Source organism: Paenibacillus tyrphae, assembly GCF_024158745.1.
GTDB classification, from domain to species: domain Bacteria; phylum Bacillota; class Bacilli; order Paenibacillales; family NBRC-103111; genus Paenibacillus_G; species Paenibacillus_G tyrfis_A.
Genome location: NZ_JAMZAW010000003.1, coordinates 116,172 through 134,085, shown reverse-complemented (window position 1 = coordinate 134,085; position 17,914 = coordinate 116,172). Strand labels below are relative to the sequence as shown.

At 54.0% G+C, this 17,914-nt stretch carries 21 protein-coding genes and 1 other annotated feature; of the genes, 20 read left to right on the top strand and 1 reads right to left on the bottom strand.

From position 1 onward, the window contains the following. The first annotated feature begins 118 nt into the window (after positions 1-118). The 18 genes from NI000_RS05820 to NI000_RS05735 all read left to right on the top strand — a co-directional run bounded on the left by NI000_RS05820 (position 119) and on the right by NI000_RS05735 (position 15,357). A complete protein-coding gene (locus NI000_RS05820; protein ID WP_375540944.1) occupies positions 119-382 on the top strand; it encodes a DUF4321 domain-containing protein in 264 nt (87 codons plus the stop codon). A gap of 60 nt (positions 383-442) precedes the next feature. Then, the gene (locus tag NI000_RS05815) at positions 443-1,153 is read left to right on the top strand and encodes a Maf family protein (RefSeq protein ID WP_253408613.1); all 711 of its coding nucleotides are present in this window, start codon (positions 443-445) and stop codon (positions 1,151-1,153) included. A gap of 260 nt (positions 1,154-1,413) precedes the next feature. Beyond that, a complete protein-coding gene (gene radC / locus NI000_RS05810) occupies positions 1,414-2,103 on the top strand; it encodes a RadC family protein (protein ID WP_025849632.1) in 690 nt (229 codons plus the stop codon). A 165-nt stretch (positions 2,104-2,268) separates the two neighbouring features. Then, positions 2,269-3,303 (top strand): rod shape-determining protein, encoded by a 1,035-nt coding sequence (locus NI000_RS05805; RefSeq protein WP_054975025.1) that lies wholly within the window; start codon positions 2,269-2,271, stop codon positions 3,301-3,303. A gap of 24 nt (positions 3,304-3,327) precedes the next feature. Next, positions 3,328-4,176, top strand: coding sequence for a rod shape-determining protein MreC (mreC, locus tag NI000_RS05800; RefSeq protein WP_253408612.1), 849 nt, complete (start codon positions 3,328-3,330; stop codon positions 4,174-4,176). Between the two features lie 8 nt (positions 4,177-4,184). After that, a complete protein-coding gene (gene mreD / locus NI000_RS05795) occupies positions 4,185-4,712 on the top strand; it encodes a rod shape-determining protein MreD (RefSeq protein WP_253408610.1) in 528 nt (175 codons plus the stop codon). A 72-nt stretch (positions 4,713-4,784) separates the two neighbouring features. After that, the gene (gene minC / locus NI000_RS05790; RefSeq protein ID WP_253408608.1) at positions 4,785-5,450 is read left to right on the top strand and encodes a septum site-determining protein MinC; all 666 of its coding nucleotides are present in this window, start codon (positions 4,785-4,787) and stop codon (positions 5,448-5,450) included. Between the two features lie 19 nt (positions 5,451-5,469). Beyond that, positions 5,470-6,267 carry a septum site-determining protein MinD gene (minD, locus tag NI000_RS05785; protein WP_025849627.1) on the top strand — a complete coding sequence of 266 codons (798 nt, stop codon included), beginning with the start codon at positions 5,470-5,472 and terminating at the stop codon, positions 6,265-6,267. A 7-nt stretch (positions 6,268-6,274) separates the two neighbouring features. Beyond that, positions 6,275-7,429: an FtsW/RodA/SpoVE family cell cycle protein gene (locus NI000_RS05780; RefSeq protein WP_253408606.1), complete on the top strand. Its 1,155-nt coding sequence runs from the start codon at positions 6,275-6,277 to the stop codon at positions 7,427-7,429. Positions 7,430-7,596: 167 nt separating this feature from the next. Next, a complete protein-coding gene (locus tag NI000_RS05775; protein ID WP_253408604.1) occupies positions 7,597-8,565 on the top strand; it encodes a M23 family metallopeptidase in 969 nt (322 codons plus the stop codon). Continuing rightward, positions 8,561-9,469 (top strand): site-2 protease family protein, encoded by a 909-nt coding sequence (locus tag NI000_RS05770; RefSeq protein WP_375540949.1) that lies wholly within the window; start codon positions 8,561-8,563, stop codon positions 9,467-9,469. The genes NI000_RS05775 and NI000_RS05770 overlap by 5 nt, the downstream gene beginning before the upstream one ends. A gap of 36 nt (positions 9,470-9,505) precedes the next feature. Then, complete coding sequence (locus NI000_RS05765; RefSeq protein WP_253408600.1) at positions 9,506-10,747, top strand: Rne/Rng family ribonuclease; 1,242 nt, start codon at positions 9,506-9,508, stop codon at positions 10,745-10,747. 52 nt (positions 10,748-10,799) lie between these two features. Further along, positions 10,800-10,888: a sequence feature (ribosomal protein L21 leader region), on the top strand. 11 nt (positions 10,889-10,899) lie between these two features. Continuing rightward, the gene (gene rplU, locus NI000_RS05760; RefSeq protein WP_010498637.1) at positions 10,900-11,211 is read left to right on the top strand and encodes a 50S ribosomal protein L21; all 312 of its coding nucleotides are present in this window, start codon (positions 10,900-10,902) and stop codon (positions 11,209-11,211) included. Between the two features lie 6 nt (positions 11,212-11,217). After that, a complete protein-coding gene (locus NI000_RS05755) occupies positions 11,218-11,556 on the top strand; it encodes a ribosomal-processing cysteine protease Prp (protein WP_253408599.1) in 339 nt (112 codons plus the stop codon). A 14-nt stretch (positions 11,557-11,570) separates the two neighbouring features. Beyond that, the gene (rpmA, locus tag NI000_RS05750) at positions 11,571-11,882 is read left to right on the top strand and encodes a 50S ribosomal protein L27 (protein WP_010498641.1); all 312 of its coding nucleotides are present in this window, start codon (positions 11,571-11,573) and stop codon (positions 11,880-11,882) included. A gap of 165 nt (positions 11,883-12,047) precedes the next feature. Further along, a complete protein-coding gene (locus NI000_RS05745) occupies positions 12,048-12,683 on the top strand; it encodes a Spo0B domain-containing protein (RefSeq protein WP_253408597.1) in 636 nt (211 codons plus the stop codon). A 21-nt stretch (positions 12,684-12,704) separates the two neighbouring features. Further along, positions 12,705-14,006 (top strand): GTPase ObgE, encoded by a 1,302-nt coding sequence (obgE, locus tag NI000_RS05740; RefSeq protein WP_253408596.1) that lies wholly within the window; start codon positions 12,705-12,707, stop codon positions 14,004-14,006. A 289-nt stretch (positions 14,007-14,295) separates the two neighbouring features. Next, on the top strand, positions 14,296-15,357 hold the full coding sequence (locus tag NI000_RS05735; RefSeq protein WP_253408594.1) for an anthranilate phosphoribosyltransferase: 1,062 nt from the start codon (positions 14,296-14,298) through the stop codon (positions 15,355-15,357). A gap of 84 nt (positions 15,358-15,441) precedes the next feature. Here NI000_RS05735 and NI000_RS05730 read toward each other — a convergent pair whose 3' ends face one another. Further along, positions 15,442-15,945 carry an NUDIX domain-containing protein gene (locus NI000_RS05730; RefSeq protein WP_253408593.1) on the bottom strand — a complete coding sequence of 168 codons (504 nt, stop codon included), beginning with the start codon at positions 15,943-15,945 and terminating at the stop codon, positions 15,442-15,444. 149 nt (positions 15,946-16,094) lie between these two features. Here NI000_RS05730 and NI000_RS05725 point away from each other — a divergent pair, with 149 nt between their 5' ends. Beyond that, entirely contained in the window at positions 16,095-16,568 is a 474-nt protein-coding gene (locus NI000_RS05725) for an ACT domain-containing protein (RefSeq protein ID WP_054975036.1), read from the top strand. A 54-nt stretch (positions 16,569-16,622) separates the two neighbouring features. Next, complete coding sequence (locus NI000_RS05720; protein WP_253408592.1) at positions 16,623-17,909, top strand: homoserine dehydrogenase; 1,287 nt, start codon at positions 16,623-16,625, stop codon at positions 17,907-17,909. Positions 17,910-17,914: the final 5 nt, after the last annotated feature.

Below are 17,914 nucleotides of genomic sequence, written 5' to 3'. Positions count from 1 at the left end.
TAAGCGGTAAAATATTCCTACGCGAAGAAGTCCTTTGTTAACTAAAAGTCCGCTTGTTATTTCGCGAGTTATGGTATAATGACGTGTGGCATTTTCGAAGCGGCCGATTGCATTTTTTATGAAAGAGGTATCCTATATTTTGAAAAAGAATACGCTCACGTTCATCCTCATGCTGCTGCTCGGGCTCGTCGCCGGAACGCTCATCGGCCAACTGCTTTCGCCGTATACGGCCTTGTCCTTTCTGACCAAATCCGTAGAGCTGACCTGGCAGCCCAAAGCCGATTTGTTGGTCATCCGGTACGATCTGAATCTGCATATTCGGCTGAATCTGATCAGCATCGTCGGGCTGGCGGCCGGCTTTTGGCTGTACCGCAAACTTTAGGCGAATCGGACGGAGACGGCAAAGACCCACTTTACAAAATTCGAAACGAGGGACCGGTTTATGACGCTCACGACATCCAAAACCTTGATACTGGCTTCATCTTCTCCGCGCCGCCAGGAGCTTATCCGTTTCCTTCAGCTGCCTTTCGTCGTCCAGGCTAGCGATGCGGACGAAACGACGGACGCCGGCCTGACGCCTTCGCAAATCGTGGAAGAGCTATCCAGGCGCAAGGCGCTGGCCGTACTTTCGCGTTTGAAGGCGGACGATTCCATGCCGGAGGACGGTATCGTTATCGGGTCGGATACCATTGTCGTATGGCATGGCGAAGTGCTCGGCAAGCCTCAGGACGAAGAGGACGCCTTTCGGATGCTTAGCGCGCTTCAAGGCACGGAACACGAAGTATACAGCGGGATAGCCTGCATCGAGCTGAGAACGGACAGCGCCGCGAACGGCGAAGCCAGAGGCACGGAAGTTTCGGTTACCCGGCTCCCGGGGGCAGTTTATGCAAAATCGGTCGATCGTCTTACGGGAAGCTGCCGCATGACCGTCGGGCACAGCGTGACCAAAGTCGGCATGAAGCCGCTCTCGGACGAGCAAATTCGGAATTACATCCGAACGGGGGAGCCGATGGATAAAGCGGGGGCTTACGGCATCCAAGGCTTGGGCTCCACCTTGATTCAAAACATTGACGGCGATTATTTTACCGTAGTCGGTTTGCCTATGTACCTGTTGTCCGAGATGTTGGCGGCCCACGGGATCCGGGTGCTGTAGAACCGGAAGCTTCTAAAACTTCTCCAAGAAAGGCGCCCTTCATCCGGCGCTTTTCGCGCCTCCCGATCTTTGTCCCGACCATCATTTCCCAACGGGTCCAGGGACTGAAATCGACTCCGGCTCCCGAAGAGATATATAGGTTTTACCGCTTGGCCTGCGTGCATCAGTCCGGTATTCGTCGCGTATTGTCGGTCGCTGTCATTTGACAAAACATCATGCTATAATGAGAACTCGGACATCTCATAGAAAGAAGGGAATGCATGGAATCGCCCAATATGACCTTGCGCGATGTCCCCAGCGAAGACCGACCGAGAGAGCGCATGATGTTGTATGGGGCACAAGCACTGAGCAATGCGGAACTGTTGGCCATTTTACTCCGCACCGGTACATACCAGGAATCGGCCGTTCACGTTGCCCAGAGACTGCTTCTCGAATGCGGCGGTCTCCGCATGCTGACGGACATGAGCATGGAGCAGCTTACCGAAATCAAAGGCATCGGCGAAGCCAAAGCGCTGCAGATTCAAGCGGGCATCGAGCTCGGGAGAAGGCTGGCGCGAAGCACGATGAACGAAACGGTTACGATTCGCTCGCCGCAGGATGTCGCTGCGCTGCTGATGGAGGATTTGCGCTATTTGCAGAAAGAGCATTTTGTGTGCCTGTTCTTAAATACGAAAAATCACGTCATCGGGCAGGAAACCTTGTCGATGGGCAGCTTGAACGCCTCCATCGTACATCCCCGCGAAGTGTTCCGGGCCGCCATCAAGCGCAGCAGCGCTTCGATCGTATGCGCCCATAATCATCCGAGCGGCGACCCTACGCCGAGTCCGGAGGACGTGGAAATTACCAAGCGATTAGTCCAAGCTGGCGAAATTGTCGGGATTGACGTGCTGGATCATATCGTCATCGGCGACAAGCGCTACGTAAGTTTGAAGGAGCTTGGATTCATGTAATATAATGAAAGAAACGGGCCGGACGGCAGGAGGTTCGAGATCAGACGAGCCTTGGCCGTCAGGCCGCAAATGCGTTGCCGCAGCAATGCGGCAGCTCCTCGTAAGCCGCATCAAACAAACCATTCCGCGTGATCAGCGCCTCAAATAGAGAAGGGAGCACCAACCATGTTCGGAGGATTCACAAAAGATCTGGGTATCGACCTGGGAACCGCAAATACATTAGTTTACGTCAAAGGCAAAGGCATCGTCGTGCGCGAGCCGTCTGTCGTCGCGATTCGCACGGATACGAAAACGATCGAGGCCGTAGGTAACGACGCAAAGAAGATGATCGGCAGAACGCCGGGCAATATCCGCGCGATCCGCCCGATGAAGGACGGCGTCATTGCCGATTTCGAGACCACGTCGACGATGATCAAATATTTCCTCCGTCAAGCGCAGAAGCAGCGCGTTTTGTTCCAACGTCACCCAAGCGTCATGGTGTGCGTTCCCTCGGGAATTACCGCAGTGGAGAAGCGCGCGGTAGAAGATGCGACGCGCCAAGCCGGCGCCCGCGATGCATACACGATCGAAGAGCCGTTCGCCGCGGCCATCGGAGCCGATCTTCCGGTATGGGAGCCGACCGGCAGCATGGTGGTGGATATCGGCGGGGGGACGACCGAAGTCGCCGTCATTTCCCTCGGCGGCATCGTCACCAGCCGTTCGATCCGCGTGGCCGGCGACGAGATGGATGAAGCGATCATCCAATATATTAAACGCACATACAATTTGATGATCGGCGAGCGCACGGCGGAACAGATCAAGATGGAGATCGGTTCGGCACTTCCATTGGAGCCGCCGACCCGTCTTGAAATCCGCGGCCGCGATCTCGTATCCGGCCTGCCCAAAACGATGGCCGTGACGTCCGACGAAATTACCGAAGCGCTTGGCGACACGGTGAACAGCATCGTGGAAGCCGTCAAGGTTACGCTTGAGAAATGCCCGCCGGAGCTGGCGGCCGACATTATGGACCGCGGCATTGTACTGACCGGTGGCGGTGGTTTGCTCCGCAATCTGGATAAGCTGCTGTCCCGTGAAACCGGCATGCCGGTCCTGGTCGCCGAGAATCCTTTGGATTGCGTGGCTATCGGCACCGGGCGCGCGCTGGAGAACATTCATTTGTTCAAGACGAGAACCGGCCCTACTAGCAGGTCCAGGCGCTAAGTCTCGGGTTGGAAGGTGTAGCCATTGAAACTACTGGGGAATAAAAGACTGCTGATCTTGATGCTCGGCCTCATCTGTTTTATTGCGCTGATGGGGCTGACCTTCGGTCAATTGGGCTATAAAACTTGGCCGGAGAAGTTTATAAAGGATACCGTCGCATGGACACAGGGATTGATTTATAAGCCGGTCGGCTTTGTCGCCGGCGTTTTCGAAGATGTGAACCGGCTGCGCACGCTTCATGAAGAAAATACGGTGCTGCGGGAAACGTTGTCCAGATACGCCCGCGATACGACGCGCCTGAACGACTTGGAGCTGCAGAACGAGCGGCTGCAGGCAGCGGTCGGATTCACGGAGCGGCAAAAGTCGATGAACAAGTACAACTTCCGGATTGCCGAAGTGGTGACGTTCCAGCAATCGAACAAGACGATTACGATCAATTTGGGAGAAAAAGACGGCATCCGCCCGAACATGGCCGTTCAATCGGTTGAAGGCTTGCTCGGCCGCGTTATTTCGGTTTCCAATTTTTATTCCGATGTCCAGCTCCTTACGGGAATTGACGACAAGGCAGTAGAATCCAAGGCGATATCGGCAACCGTAAAAGGAAAAGAAAACGAGTCGTTCGGCATGATCGAACGCTTCGATCCCGACAAGCAAAAGCTGATCATGACGAAGATTGATCCTAATGACAAGCTTCAGGTTGGGGACACGATCATTACGGCCGGTAAAGGGCTTGTCTTCCCGCGCGGTATTGAAATCGGCAAAGTGGTGGAACGGTACGAGGGCGACTCTGTCACCCATGTCGCTGCCATCGAACCGTTTGCTTCCTTCAACCATCTTCGCGAAGTATTTGTCATCGAAGTGCCGGAAGGTTGAGGTGAGCCATGAGTCATAAAAAGTTATGGTTGATTCTCTCCGTTTTGTTTCTGCTCGAAGGAACGCTTCTTCCGTGGCTCGTTCCCGTTGCCTGGCAATCGAAGGTTCAGGTGGACCCGCATTTTGTACTTGTTATCGTCTTATTTATCGGATTATATATCAACCGGCATACGGCGCTTGTTTACGGCCTTATATTCGGTATGCTGCATGACTTCATCTATCATTCGCCCATGCTCGGGCCGGTATCGTTCGGGATGGGTCTTGCCGGCTATTTGGCCGGCATGTTGCAAGGCCGCATTTATTCGAGCATCGTGATCAGCATGGTCGTGATCGGGCTCGGCAATTTGTTTTACGATACGGCGATCTACGGCTTGTTCCGGTTGTTTCGTGTCACGCATACGAACTTTGAGTGGGTATTCCTTCATCAGATGCTGCCGAGCATGCTGATCAACCTGTTGTTTGCGCTTGCCATTTACGTGCCGATCCGCAAGCTTTTCGAGAGTCTTCCGGTGAAGCAGACGGAGGAAATGGAATAATTTTTAACGCAAGGCAGCAGGAGAACGCCCGCGCCAAGCCGAATTGTATAGGCTTAGGAGGTAGGAGCGGTTATGGCGGCAGCTAAACATCATGTGACGATCAAAGGTGTGAAGGACGGGCTGGTGTTTTTGCTCGATGACGCGTGCGAGTTTTCCGACGTGGTCGCCGAGCTGAGACACAAGCTGGAGAAAACGCACCAGCAAATTTTAACCGGCCCGATCATTCATGTGCACGTCAAGCTCGGCAACCGGGCGGTGACCGAGGAGCAGCGGGAGCTGGTGCGCAGTATTATCAGTCAAAAGGGCAACCTGCTTGTCCAATCCGTGCAGACGGCAGATCCTTCGCACGAGCGAGCGCCGCAAGGGACTCCGGACGTGAAAATCGTTCGGGGAATCGTCCGATCGGGGCAGACGTTTTCGCACGAGGGCGACATTTTATATTTAGGGGACATTAACCCGGGCGGAGCTATTATTAGCTCGGGCAGCATATATGTGATGGGCTCGCTTCGCGGCATGGCGCATGCGGGGGTTGACGGAGACGAAAAGTCCGTTATTGCTGCTTCGCACATGAGGCCGACGCAGCTTCGCATCGCGGGAATTATCAGCCGTCCTCCCGACGAATGGGGTCTTGGCGACGGTTTCGATACGTATATGGAATTCGCCTACGTGAAGGACGGCAAAATGGAAATCGACAAAATCCATCATTTGCACAAGTTCGGCTTGAATGTACACGCTTGATGGTAAAGGAGTGGGACCTATGGGAGAGGCAATCGTTATCACGTCCGGCAAAGGGGGCGTCGGCAAAACGACGACGTCCGCGAATATCGGAACGGCTTTGGCGCTGCAGGGGAAAAAGGTCGTCATGGTTGATACGGACATCGGTCTCCGCAACTTGGACGTCGTAATGGGCCTTGAAAACCGCATTATATACGACTTGATCGATGTCGCCGAAGGACGGTGCCGACTGCCACAAGCGCTTGTGAAGGATAAGCGCTTCGACGAGCTGTACATGCTGCCGGCCGCCCAGACGAAAGACAAGCACGCGATTTCGCCGGAAGCGGTTCGGCAAATTGTCGTTGAGCTCAAGCGCGATTTCGACTTTGTGATTATCGATTGTCCGGCGGGAATTGAGCAGGGCTTCAAGAATGCGGTAGCGGGAGCCGACAAGGCGATCGTCGTCACAACGCCCGAAAACGCCGCCGTACGGGATGCCGACCGCATCATCGGTCTTTTGGAAAAAGAGCCGAACGTCGAGTCGCCGAAGCTCGTGATCAACCGTATTCGTCCGAACATGGTCAAAAAAGGCGAGATGCTCGATATCGACGAGATTTGCTCCGTCCTTGCCATCGATCTGCTTGGCATCGTTCCGGATGACGAGTATGTCATTAAAGCGGCGAATATCGGAGAGCCTACCGTGATGAATCCGAATTCGCGCGCAGCGATCGCCTACCGCAATATCGCACGGCGGATGCTTGGCGATTCGGTGCCGCTGATGCCCATGGAAGAGAAAACCGGGGTATTCAATAAAATGAAAAAGTTTCTCGGAATAGGATGAACGTCAGGTGCTGCACAAGCTGAAAAAAATCGATGTGCCCATCGTAGTCATACTTCTCGCCTTCATGGTCATCAGCACGATGCTCGTGTACAGCGCGACGCTGAATTCAAGAGTCATTACGTTTGAACCGAAAAAAATAATCATTATTTACATCGTATCTATTATTGCTTTTTTGGTTACGACCTTGATCGACTACAGGATACTGACCAAAGTTTCCTTTTATTTATACGGATTCGGCGTGCTCCTTCTCATTGCCGTGCTGCTGTTCGGCGAAAAGATCGGCGGGGCGAGAGGCTGGTTTTCCCTTCCGGTCGTCAAGCTGGACTTTCAGCCCGTGGAGTTATTCAAAATTATTTTGATTCTAACATTGGCAATGTTCATGGCCAGGCGCAAAGGGGAACCGCTTGAACTGCTTCAGGATGTCGTTCCTATCGGCTTGATTACGTTCTTTCCCGTTGTTCTGGTCGCAGTCCAGCCGGACCTTGGGAACGCGATGATTTTGGTTGTCATCTTGTGCGGAATGTACTGGATCGGCAACATGAGGCTGAGCTATTTGCTGATTGGGGCACTGGTTATCGCCGGGGCCGCCTATTTGTTTCTATATTTGTTTCAGCATTATCATACGGATATTCAGCAGTTCTTCCAGGCCCAAAAATGGCCGACTCACTGGATGGACCGCATCAATACGTTTATTAGTCCGGAAACGGCCAGCAAGGACGACAAGTGGCAGGTGGACAATGCCATCCGCGCCATCGGCTCAGGCTCGCTGATCGGGGAAGGGTATTTGAACGGATCTTCCGTCCACAGCAATCGGATTCCCGTCGTCTACACGGATGCGATATTCGTGGTTGTCGGCGAAGAGTTCGGTTTTGTCGGAGCTTCCGTTTTGCTGCTGTTGTACTTTGTATTGATTTACCGCATGATTCTCATCTCGATTTATTGCAACCACCTCGCCGGTACCTACATTATTATCGGTATTGTCTCTATGATGGTTTTCCAAATTTTCGAAAACATCAGCATGTGGATCGGTATTATGCCCGTAACCGGTATAACGCTGCCGTTCATCAGCTATGGGGGAACCTCGCTGCTGATCAACATGATTGCGATGGGACTTGTCATGAGCGTGCGGCTGCACGATGACAAGCTCCTTGAGGACGAGTGAACAAAGATTATTACGAAGTGAAGCCAAGTGAAGCACCCTGCAGAAGGGTGCTTTTTTGTGTAAACCTTGCAGCGGCACCGAATCCATGCGTTCCACTCCTTGTCCGTATATTTGCGGGTACAAGCTCATAGGATGGAGTATAGCTTGAATGCGGGAGGGGCAGGGGGATGGAAACGAGAAAAAACGTCCGGGAACGCCGGTCCGAAAAAATACGCAAGCTGCTGGAAGGCAAAGGCCGCCGGCCAGACAGAGACACGGAATATGTGCACATCGAATTTCCGTCCAGAGGAGAGATTCGCGAATGGGGCTGGGACCGGGATAGCTTGGGGATAGAGAACGAGTGGCGGTTCCGATCCGACGACCCACGCGGATTGCCCGGACCTTATTCCCGGCAAGAGGGGCCGCTAAGGCCGGACTTGTATGGTCCTGCCGATCCGGAGGAGGAATGGAACCGCAAATGGCAGCGGGAACTGTCCCGCATGAGCCGGGAGGACGACGGAGGATCGTTTTTTCGTCCGGGCCCCCGTACCGGGCGGCTTGCGGTCCGGCTGTTGATTAGCGGGATGCTGTTTGCTGCCGTATGGGGCATGTTTCTTCTCGACCGTCCTTGGGCCAATAAGGGCAAACAGTGGGTGACTGCCGCTTTAACCGAGTCGTTCGATATGGTTGCGCTTGCCTCATGGTACGAGAGCAAATTTGGCAGCGCACCGTCGTTTCTTCCGGCGATGAACCCTGCGAAGCACACGGAAGCGCAGAAGGTCGCTATTGTATCAAAACACTACTTTTCGCCCGTCGCCGGAAAGCTCATTGCTCCGTTTACGCCGGTGCAGGGCGGGGTTCTTGTGGAAGCGGCGGCGGGCTCGCCCGTGGCGACCATCGATACGGGGCTGGTCACGTTTGCCGGTCCGAAAGAAGATATCGGATTCGCCGTGGTGCTTCGGCATGCGGACGGTATGGAGTCCATATACGGGCATTTGGAGCCGGGAAAGGTGCAGACGGGTGATTGGTTCAAAGGAGGCGAGTCGATTGGTACGGTAGCGGAGCCCGCAGGGGGGCAGGGAGCGGGAACGCTCTTTTTTGCCGTTTCGAAGAACGGTAAGCCTGTCAATCCGATGGACGTGATTTCATTTGATTAGACCAGGGAGAGGCAGGCCGTGGAATGAATGGTTTGGCATCCGCTACCGGTTTCATCCGCTGTTTTCGATCCTGCTGCTGCTATCCGTATGGACCGGATATTTTATCGAAACGGCAACGCTGTTCGGAATCGTTCTCATTCACGAGCTCGGACACGTTGCGACTGCCCGGAGCTTCGGCTGGCGGATCAGGGAAGTGCAGTTGCTGCCCTTCGGAGGCGTCGCCTCGATGGAGGAGCCCGGCGGCGTTCCCGCCGTTCAGGAGCTTGTCGTCGCTCTGGCCGGTCCGCTACAGAACGTCTGGATGATGGGCATCGGCTCGTTTTTGACTGCGGTCGGTCTGTTTTCCGAGCCGTGGGGCTCCTATTTCGTACAGGCGAATCTGCTGATCGCCTTGTTCAATCTCCTTCCGGTGCTGCCGTTGGACGGAGGCAAGGTTATGCAGGTGCTGGTCGGGCTGTGGCTTCCTTATCAACGTACGATACAGGTGACAGCCGGGGTCAGCCTGCTGCTAAGCGCGCTGCTGATCAGCGCCGCCGGTGTGCACCTTTTCTCCGAAAAAGGCGGCATTCAGCTCAATTGGCTGATGATCGGACTGTTTTTGCTATATTCCAATTGGTACGAATGGCGCAGCGCGCCTTACCGTTTCATGCGTTTTTTGGTGCATCGCGAAGCACAATTCAAGGAGATAAGAGATGGAGGAGGAGAGCTTGCGGGACCGATCGTGGTGCCGGGTAACCGTAAAGTGACCGAGGTGGTCCGGTTGTTTATGCGCGACCGGTATCATTTGGTTTACGTGCTGGACGACAAAGGGCGCATCCGCTATGTCGTTCCCGAGCGTGCAGTGCTCGCTCATTACTTTGACGAAACAAAAAGAGGAAAGTCGCTTGCCGAGCTTTTCGCCTAAAGAATGTGGTACAATAGGGCCGAGGTGTTGCTGCACATGAAACGTATATTGGTGAAACGCAACGAAGAGCATACCGAGGTAGCCGTTCAGGAGAACGGCAAGCTCATGGAATATTACAAGGGCGAGCGAAATCAGGGGCAATTGGCCGGAAATATATACATCGGACGCGTGGTGCGGGTGCTGCAGGGAATGCAGTCGGCTTTTGTCGATATCGGGCTGGAGCGCAACGGGTTTTTATATATCGACGATCTGCTGCCGGCTCATATGGATAAGCAGCCGAAGGAAAAGCCGCCTATTCATGATTTGGTCAAAGAAGGACAGCAAATTATGGTCCAGGTCGTCAAGGAGCCTGTCGGCACCAAGGGGGCTCGCGTGACGACGCATTTCTCGCTTCCGGGCCGTTTCGGCGTCTATATGCCGTTCGCCGATTACATCGGCGTATCCCGCAAAATCGACAGCGCCGCCGACCGCGACCGGTTGAAACGGATGGCGGAGCGCCATCTGCGGCCCGGGGAAGGCTTCATCGTGCGTACGGCTGCTCTCGGAGAGCCCGAGGAGGCGCTGGCGGCCAATCTTGAGGAGCTTCGCATCCGTTGGCAGCAGATGGAAAAGATGTCCCAATCGGACGGGGACGTGCCCCGTAAAATTTACAGCGATCTGGAAATGCTGCCGCGATTGCTTCGCGATTTGTTCCGCGACGACGTGCAGGAGCTGATTGTAGGCTCCGATCAGATGCTGCAGGAGGTGCGCGGGCTTATTGCCTCCCCTCGTTCCGAGGGACTTGCCGATCGGGTCAAGCTTCGCCCTCATACCGATCCGATTGCGGAATACGGGGTGGAGAAACAGCTCGAGCAAGGACTTCGACGCAAGGTTTGGCTGGACAACGGGGGGTATTTGATCGTAGACCGGACGGAGGCGCTGACCGTCTTTGACGTCAATACGGGCAAGTACACGGGCTCGATCGATCTGGAGCAGACGGTATTCGACACAAACCTCGAAGCGGCCAGAGAGATTGCGAGATTGCTGCGGCTGCGCGATATCGGCGGACTGATCATTATCGACTTCATCGATATGGAAACGGAAAGCTCCCGCCAGCAGGTACTCGAGGAGCTGATTCGGGAAACGAAGAAGGACCGGACGAAAACGGTCGTCGTCGGCTGGACAAAGCTCGGGCTGGTAGAGCTGACGCGCAAAAAAGTGCGGGACAGCAAAGAGGCGGCGGCGCTGAAGTCGTGTCCGACTTGCGGAGGCAGCGGTTTTGTTGACTATAGTCAATAAAGTGTTGCATATTGCCTACGTTTTGTGATAATATAACTTGGTATGTTGCTATAGCATGCTGTAACCGCACGAAGCGGGTTGTTCCAAGCGTTTGTCCGGCTCGGACAAACCACCTGGCTTTAGGCGAGTCTGAGACATGAGGAGGTGCAACAATGTACGCAATTATTGAAACTGGTGGTAAACAGTACAAAGTCCAAGAGGGCGATGTTCTTTACATCGAAAAACTCGAAGCAGGCGAAGGCGAAGCGGTAACGTTTGACCGCGTATTGGCCGTATCCGGCGCTAACGGTTTGGTGGTAGGCGCTCCGGTCGTTTCCGGCGCTTCCGTATCGGGTAAAGTTGAAAAGCATGGCAAAGGCGAGAAAATCATCGTTTACAAATACAAAGCGAAGAAAAACTATCGCCGCAAGCAAGGCCATCGTCAACCTTACACTAAAGTTGTGATCGAAAAGATCCAAGCGTAAGAAGCCATGATTCGGGTCGCGATAACACGGGGGCCGGGCAGGCGGATTGAACGTTTTACCGTTGACGGACATGCGCAATACGACGAACCGGGCAAGGACATTGTCTGTGCCGGCGTATCTGCCGTTACCGTAGGAACGGTAAACGCCGTCGAATCGCTGACGGGAATTCAGCTTGGAACGCGCATGAAGCACGGGCTGCTTCAAGTCAAGGTTCCGGTGGAGCTCGAGGCGGACATCGGCGAAAAAGTACAGCTTCTGCTGGAAAGCATGGTCGTCATGCTGAGATCTATTGAACAATCGTATGGTGCATATATAGCGATGCAAGATACATCATCATTCGAGTAAGGAGGTAGACAGACATGTTGCAATTGAATCTTCAGTTGTTCGCATCCAAAAAAGGTGTAGGTTCCACGAAGAACGGCCGTGACAGTATTGCGAAGCGCCTTGGCGTTAAGCGTGCCGACGGTCAAAAAGTGACGGCAGGAAGCATCCTCGTTCGTCAACGCGGAACGAAAATTCACCCGGGTAACAACGTGGGAATCGGCTCGGACGATACGCTTTTTGCTAAGGTTGAAGGCGTTGTGAAATTCGAACGTTTAGGCCGCGATCGTAAGAAAGTGAGCGTCTACCCTGTGTCGGCTGCTCCTGTAGCCGCAGCAGTGGAAGTTTAATTCCCATCATCAACGTCCAAACCCCTGGCGAACGATGCTCGCCGGGGTTTTTTCTTAGTTATATCCGGAATATTTTGGTAAGTTCATGGAGGGATACCGTGAATTTTGCCGCACAGCGTGCTATACTGGGAGGATAAAGGACGAACCGGAACGGAGAGGGTAAGCGTGACGTCGAACGCACAAGGTCGTACCAACGATGTACAATTTTACGATGCGGCAAAGCCGGCGACGGCGTTAGGGGCCTTGCTCGATGGGCCGGATTCGGACGTTCGTTTGCTTCGGTTATTCAATCATTACCGGCATGACTGGATGAACGATATCCAAATTTTGATGGGCTACGTGCAGTTGAAAAAGTATGATAAATTACTTCCGTTAATGGAGAAAATAAAAGAGAAGGTCAGGCAGGAGAGCTATGTCTCCAAGCTTGGGATTCCTTCCTTAGTCGTGCATTTGCTTGCATTTCAGGCAGAGGTTAAAGAGCTGCGTCTTGAAATGGCGCTGGAAGAAGAAATTCATCTCCAGGATCTTGCTCAGCCGCAGGAAGCAGTCGATGCCGTAATGGCAATGATCGCTTGCTTCAGGGAAGAAGCCGGCGATTCCAAAGACGAAGAGAATGTTCTGGAATTACGGTTGGCCCGATTGAAGGATCGTTTGAAGCTGACGGCCCGTTACGAAGGGAAATATGCGGCACAGCGGCTGCAGCTTAAAGAAAGATCGCTTAAGGAAATACACGAAAGTTTGGAAACGTATTACGGCGAACATACGGCTGTGTGGACGTTATGGTGGTCCTACCGGCATTGATACATAAAGAGGGTGAACCTGATGTTTGTAGACAAGGCGAAGATTTATGTTAAAGGCGGTGACGGAGGCGACGGTCTGGTTGCTTTCCGGCGGGAGAAGTACGTTCCCGAGGGAGGACCGGCCGGAGGCGACGGTGGCGATGGCGGCGATGTCATTTTCCGCGTGGACGAAGGGTTGCGCACGCTGGTTGATTTTCGTTACCAGAAGCATTTTAAAGCGCAGCGCGGCGAAAAGGGCCGCAATAAAAGCCAGCACGGGGCGAATGCGGATGATATGATCGTGCGGGTTCCGCCGGGAACGGTCGTCATCGACGACGATACGCAGGAGATCATTGCCGATCTGACGCGTCATGGTCAGCAAGTCGTCGTGGCTAAGGGCGGACGGGGAGGCCGCGGCAACACCCGGTTTGCGACACCGAACAACCCGGCTCCGGAAATTGCCGAGAACGGGGAAGAAGGCGTCGAACGTTGGGTCGTGCTTGAACTGAAGGTCATGGCGGACGTCGGTCTGGTCGGTTTTCCGAGCGTAGGGAAATCGACGTTATTGTCCGTCGTATCCGGCGCCAAGCCGAAGATCGGGGCGTATCACTTTACGACGTTGACTCCGAATCTCGGTGTGGTCGATGTAGGCGACGGCCGCAGCTTCGTCATGGCGGATTTACCGGGTTTGATCGAAGGAGCTCATGAGGGAGTAGGATTGGGCCACGAGTTTTTGCGGCACGTCGAGCGGACGCGGATCATTGTCCACGTGGTGGACATGGCGGCAACCGAGGGGCGCGATCCGTTTGAAGATTGGGTCAAAATTAACGACGAGTTGAAGCTTTATAACGCCAAGCTGGAAGAACGGCCGCAGATCGTCGCTGCCAATAAGATGGATATGCCGGATGCGGAGGAGCAGCTTGCCGAATTTAAGCGCAGGCTTGCCGAAATCGGCAAAGAATTGGATATTTATCCGATTTCCGCCCTTTCCCGGAGCGGCGTACAAGAGCTATTGTACAAAGTTGCCGATAAGCTGGAGACCATTCCGGAAATGCCGATGGTGGAAGAATTGGTTGAATTGTCGGAGCGTAAGGTGTACCGATTGGAGACCGATGAAGACGAGGACTTCACGATTCGCCGGGAAAACGAGGTTTTTGTTGTCGATAGCCCGAGCATTGAGAAGCTGATCAAGCGGACCAACTTCAGCACCCATGAATCGGTTATGCGGTTTGCGCGGATTTTGCGGAAGAAGGGCGTCGATCAAGCGCTGCGCGAGCGTGGGGCGAAGGACGGCCAGACAATTCGTATCGGGGATTTCGAATTTGAGTTCGTAGAACAGGAATAGAACAATCAAAAACATCAATCGAACGTGTGATCAACATGTGAGGTTGGTGTTTTTTTTGTTGGATCAATAAGAAAAAGGGATTGAACTTTTTAACTTTGAATTGTATAGTAAAAACATGTAATGAAACATGACATAAAATTATGGTTTTATGGCAGTTGATTGAGCGAGAATACTTGAATCTTAGGTCGGTTCTTCGGTTTGTGTCATTAAAATTAACGTTGAATATGCTGATTGGGGAGTCGTACTATTCGCATGCCGAGGGTCAATATTTTCCGGAGGTGATTCCGTCTTGAAGGAGTGGATCAAAGCGGTAGGGAGCCGGAAACCCGGGACCCGACACTTGAGCTATGACGAAGCGGTAGCCGCAGCTCACGCCATTGCGCGCGGCGACTCGACGGATGCGCAAACCGCTGCATTTCTGATGGCGATGCGGATGAGAGGAGAATCGGAGGAGGAAATGACGGGCTTTATCGACGTTTTTCGCAAATATTCCTTGCCCTATCGTTCGTTCTCTCATTCGCTTAACTGCGCCGGTCCTCATGACGGACGATCTTGCTTTCCGGTGACGATTCCGGTGAGTCTGCTGCTGGCATCCGTCGGCTTTCCCCAGGTGCTGCACGGCAGCGAATCGCTTTCCACGCGTATGGGGCAATCGCTCAAATCGCTTCTGGAGGGGCTCGGGATTGAAGTTGTGCTTGGGGCAAGAGAATGGGAAGCGGTATTTTTGCAGCTCGGCATCGGCTTTATTTGGACGGAGCTTATGTGTCCGCCGTTCGGCCGCGTGCGCCCGGTTCGGGAGCAAGTCGGCTTGAGGACATTGCTTGACACGGTCGAGCAGGCCATGAATCCGGTTCACTCGCAAAATATCGTCCTTGGGGTTCGTCATAAGACGGCGATGGAGCGGCTGTTGAAGCTGCTGCCGAAATCTGGAGTGGAAACGGCTTATCTCATACAGGGGATAGAAGGCACGGAAGATTTGCCGCTTCACAAAAACAGCTCGATCCGCAAGGTGACGCCATGGGGCGACGATGCGACAACGATCGATCCCGGGACGTTCGGCTTTCATGGCGCACCTTTGGAGAAATGCGGCAAAGAACGCCAGCTTGCGCTGCTGGAGCGCATCATACAAGGGGAAGAGGCACCGGAACTGCACAACGAGCGGGAGCATGTCGTTTTTAACGCCGGGTTGCGATTGTATTGGTTTGACAAGGTCGGATCGTATGAAGAAGGCTTCCAGCTCGCCCGCTCCTTATTGCAGCGCAAAGAAGCGTTTAAGCTGCTGGTCAAATGGCGTGAGCTCAGCGGCATCAGCCGGAGCGGAAAGCTGTCACGGAAGAAAATGAGCGGCTGATGGACGCGGGCTGCCAAAGCGATATTGTTCAAAGGAGGGCGCTCATTGAGGGCGCCCTCTTTGTTTTTGACGCGCGGAAGAAGATCAAACCTGCTGCGGGTCAATGAGCTGCGTCCAATGGACGGCAGAATTACCTTCTTCGTCATAGCCCGCCGTTCCGATCCAAACGTGGGGATTCGGCCCTTCGGTAAAATAATGCTCCAGCAGCTTGCGAAAAATAAACGGGATCTCGCGGTGTAGCACTTGATGGCGCGGAATCCAATGCAGCTCCCCCTCGTCGGTCGAGCCGACGTCTCTTTTCAAAGTTTCGGCCGTGTAGATAAACTGCTGGCGCACCTCCTGCTGGTTAAGGCGTATCAAGATGTACTGCAGTCGCAGATTTGCGATATGCTCGGCCAGCAGTCCGGTTTCCTCGTGAATTTCCCGAAGCACCGCCGCCGCCGGATCGCCGATTTCATGCTGCTCCAGATGTCCGCCTACGGACGCCCACAAGCCGGGGGACAGCGTCCGGTTAGGGGAGCGCTTCATCATCAGCATATCGTTTCCGTGAAATAAAACAGCCGTAGCCATCAAACGCGCTCGTATCAAGCCTCGTCCTCTCCTTTGTGCTTAACGCGGATTTGCTGAATACCACTTTATCACAAAATATCGAAAAAAGCCTATTGCGGGAAGTCTTCGCTTTGCGCTATAATGTCCACTAGGTAAAAACAATCGTCTTTTTAGAGAGGACTGTTACAGTGCCGGAAAAACAAGCCGTTCAGGATAGCCGGATCGGGACGGAGCGCTACTTTTTGGTGCGTGAAGATATACTGCCCGAGGCGCTGATTAAGACGGTGCAGGCCAAAGAACTGCTGGCCCGCGGAGAGGTGAAAACCATTCACGAAGCGGTGGAGCAGGTGGAACTGAGCCGAAGCGCTTTTTACAAGTATAAGGACGGGATTTTCCCGCTCAGCAAGCTCGAACGGGAGCGGATCGTGACGATCTCGATGGATTTGGAGCATCGGCCGGCGATTTTGTCCCGGGTGCTCGCGATGATTGCGGGCCTTGAGGGCAACGTGCTGACGATCCACCAGACGATCCCGCTGCAGGGCGTAGCCAACGTTGTCATCTCGGTGGAAACGTCCATGATGGGCGAAACCGTCGCCTCGCTGCTTGACAAGCTGCGCAGCCAGGAAGGGGTAAGCCGGGCTGCTTTGGTGGGGCAAGGCTAGAACTAATTTTTGGGACCATCTACTTTATGCACTACTACAATCAGGAGGAACCCTATGAAACCGGTCAAAGTTGGATTACTCGGTCTCGGTACGGTCGGTACCGGGGTCGTTCGCATCGTGGAAGGACATCAGCACGATCTGATGAGCCAATCGGGCTCGCCGATCGAAATCGCTAAAATTTTGGTGCAGGACAAAAACAAAGCCCGCAGTATCAACGTATCGCCGGATATGCTGACGGAAAATCCTTGGGATGTCATCGAGAACCCGGAGATCGACGTCATCGTCGAAGTGATGGGCGGCATCGAGCTGACAAAGCAGCTGATGCTCGGCGCACTGGAGCGCGGCAAGCACATCGTTACGGCAAACAAGGACCTGATGGCGCTACATGGTCCGGAAATTTTGGCGAAAGCCGCCGAGAAAGGCTGCGACGTCTTCTACGAAGCGAGCGTCGCCGGGGGTATCCCGATCATCCGCACGTTGATCGAAGGCTTTTCTTCCGACCGGATCACGAAGATTATGGGTATCGTCAACGGGACGACCAACTATATTTTGACGAAAATGAGCCAGGAAGGCGCGGCTTACGCCGATGTGCTGAAGGAAGCGCAGGAGCTCGGCTATGCCGAATCCGATCCGACCTCCGATGTCGAAGGCTTCGATGCGGCGCGGAAAATGACGATTCTCGGCACGCTCGGCTTCCACGCTAACGTCGCGCTCGCGGATGTGGAAGTGAAGGGCATCTCCGGCGTAACCAAAGAGGATATTGCGTACGGCAAACGTTTGGGTTACGAAGTGAAACTGCTCGGCATCGCCGAGCGCCAGGATGAGCATATCAGCATCAGCGTTCAACCGACGATGGTGAAAACGTCGCATCCGCTGGCGTCCGTCAACGGAGTGTTCAACGCCGTCTACGTGTATGGCGAAGCGGTAGGCGAGACGATGTTTTACGGTCCCGGCGCGGGCGAGATGCCGACGGCAACGTCGGTTGTGGCCGACCTTGTGGCTGTCGTCCGCAATCTGAATCTTGGCGTGAACGGCCGCCGCGGGTTCATCCCGTATAAAGAGAAGAAGCTGAAAACCGACGAACAGATTGCTTCCAAAAACTTCATCCTGCTGCACGTCGCCGACAAAGCGGGCGTGCTGTCCCAAATCACACAAGTGTTCGCCGAGCACGGGGTTAGCCTGGAGTCGGTTCTACAGCACCCGAATGCCACGAATCCGCTTGCCGAAATCATCATCATTACACACGACGCCAACAAGGCGGCGATGAACAAGGTGCTCAAGCAATTCGAAGCCATGGACGTCGTTCATGCGATCAAAAGCGTATACCGAGTGGAGGGCTAATCGAA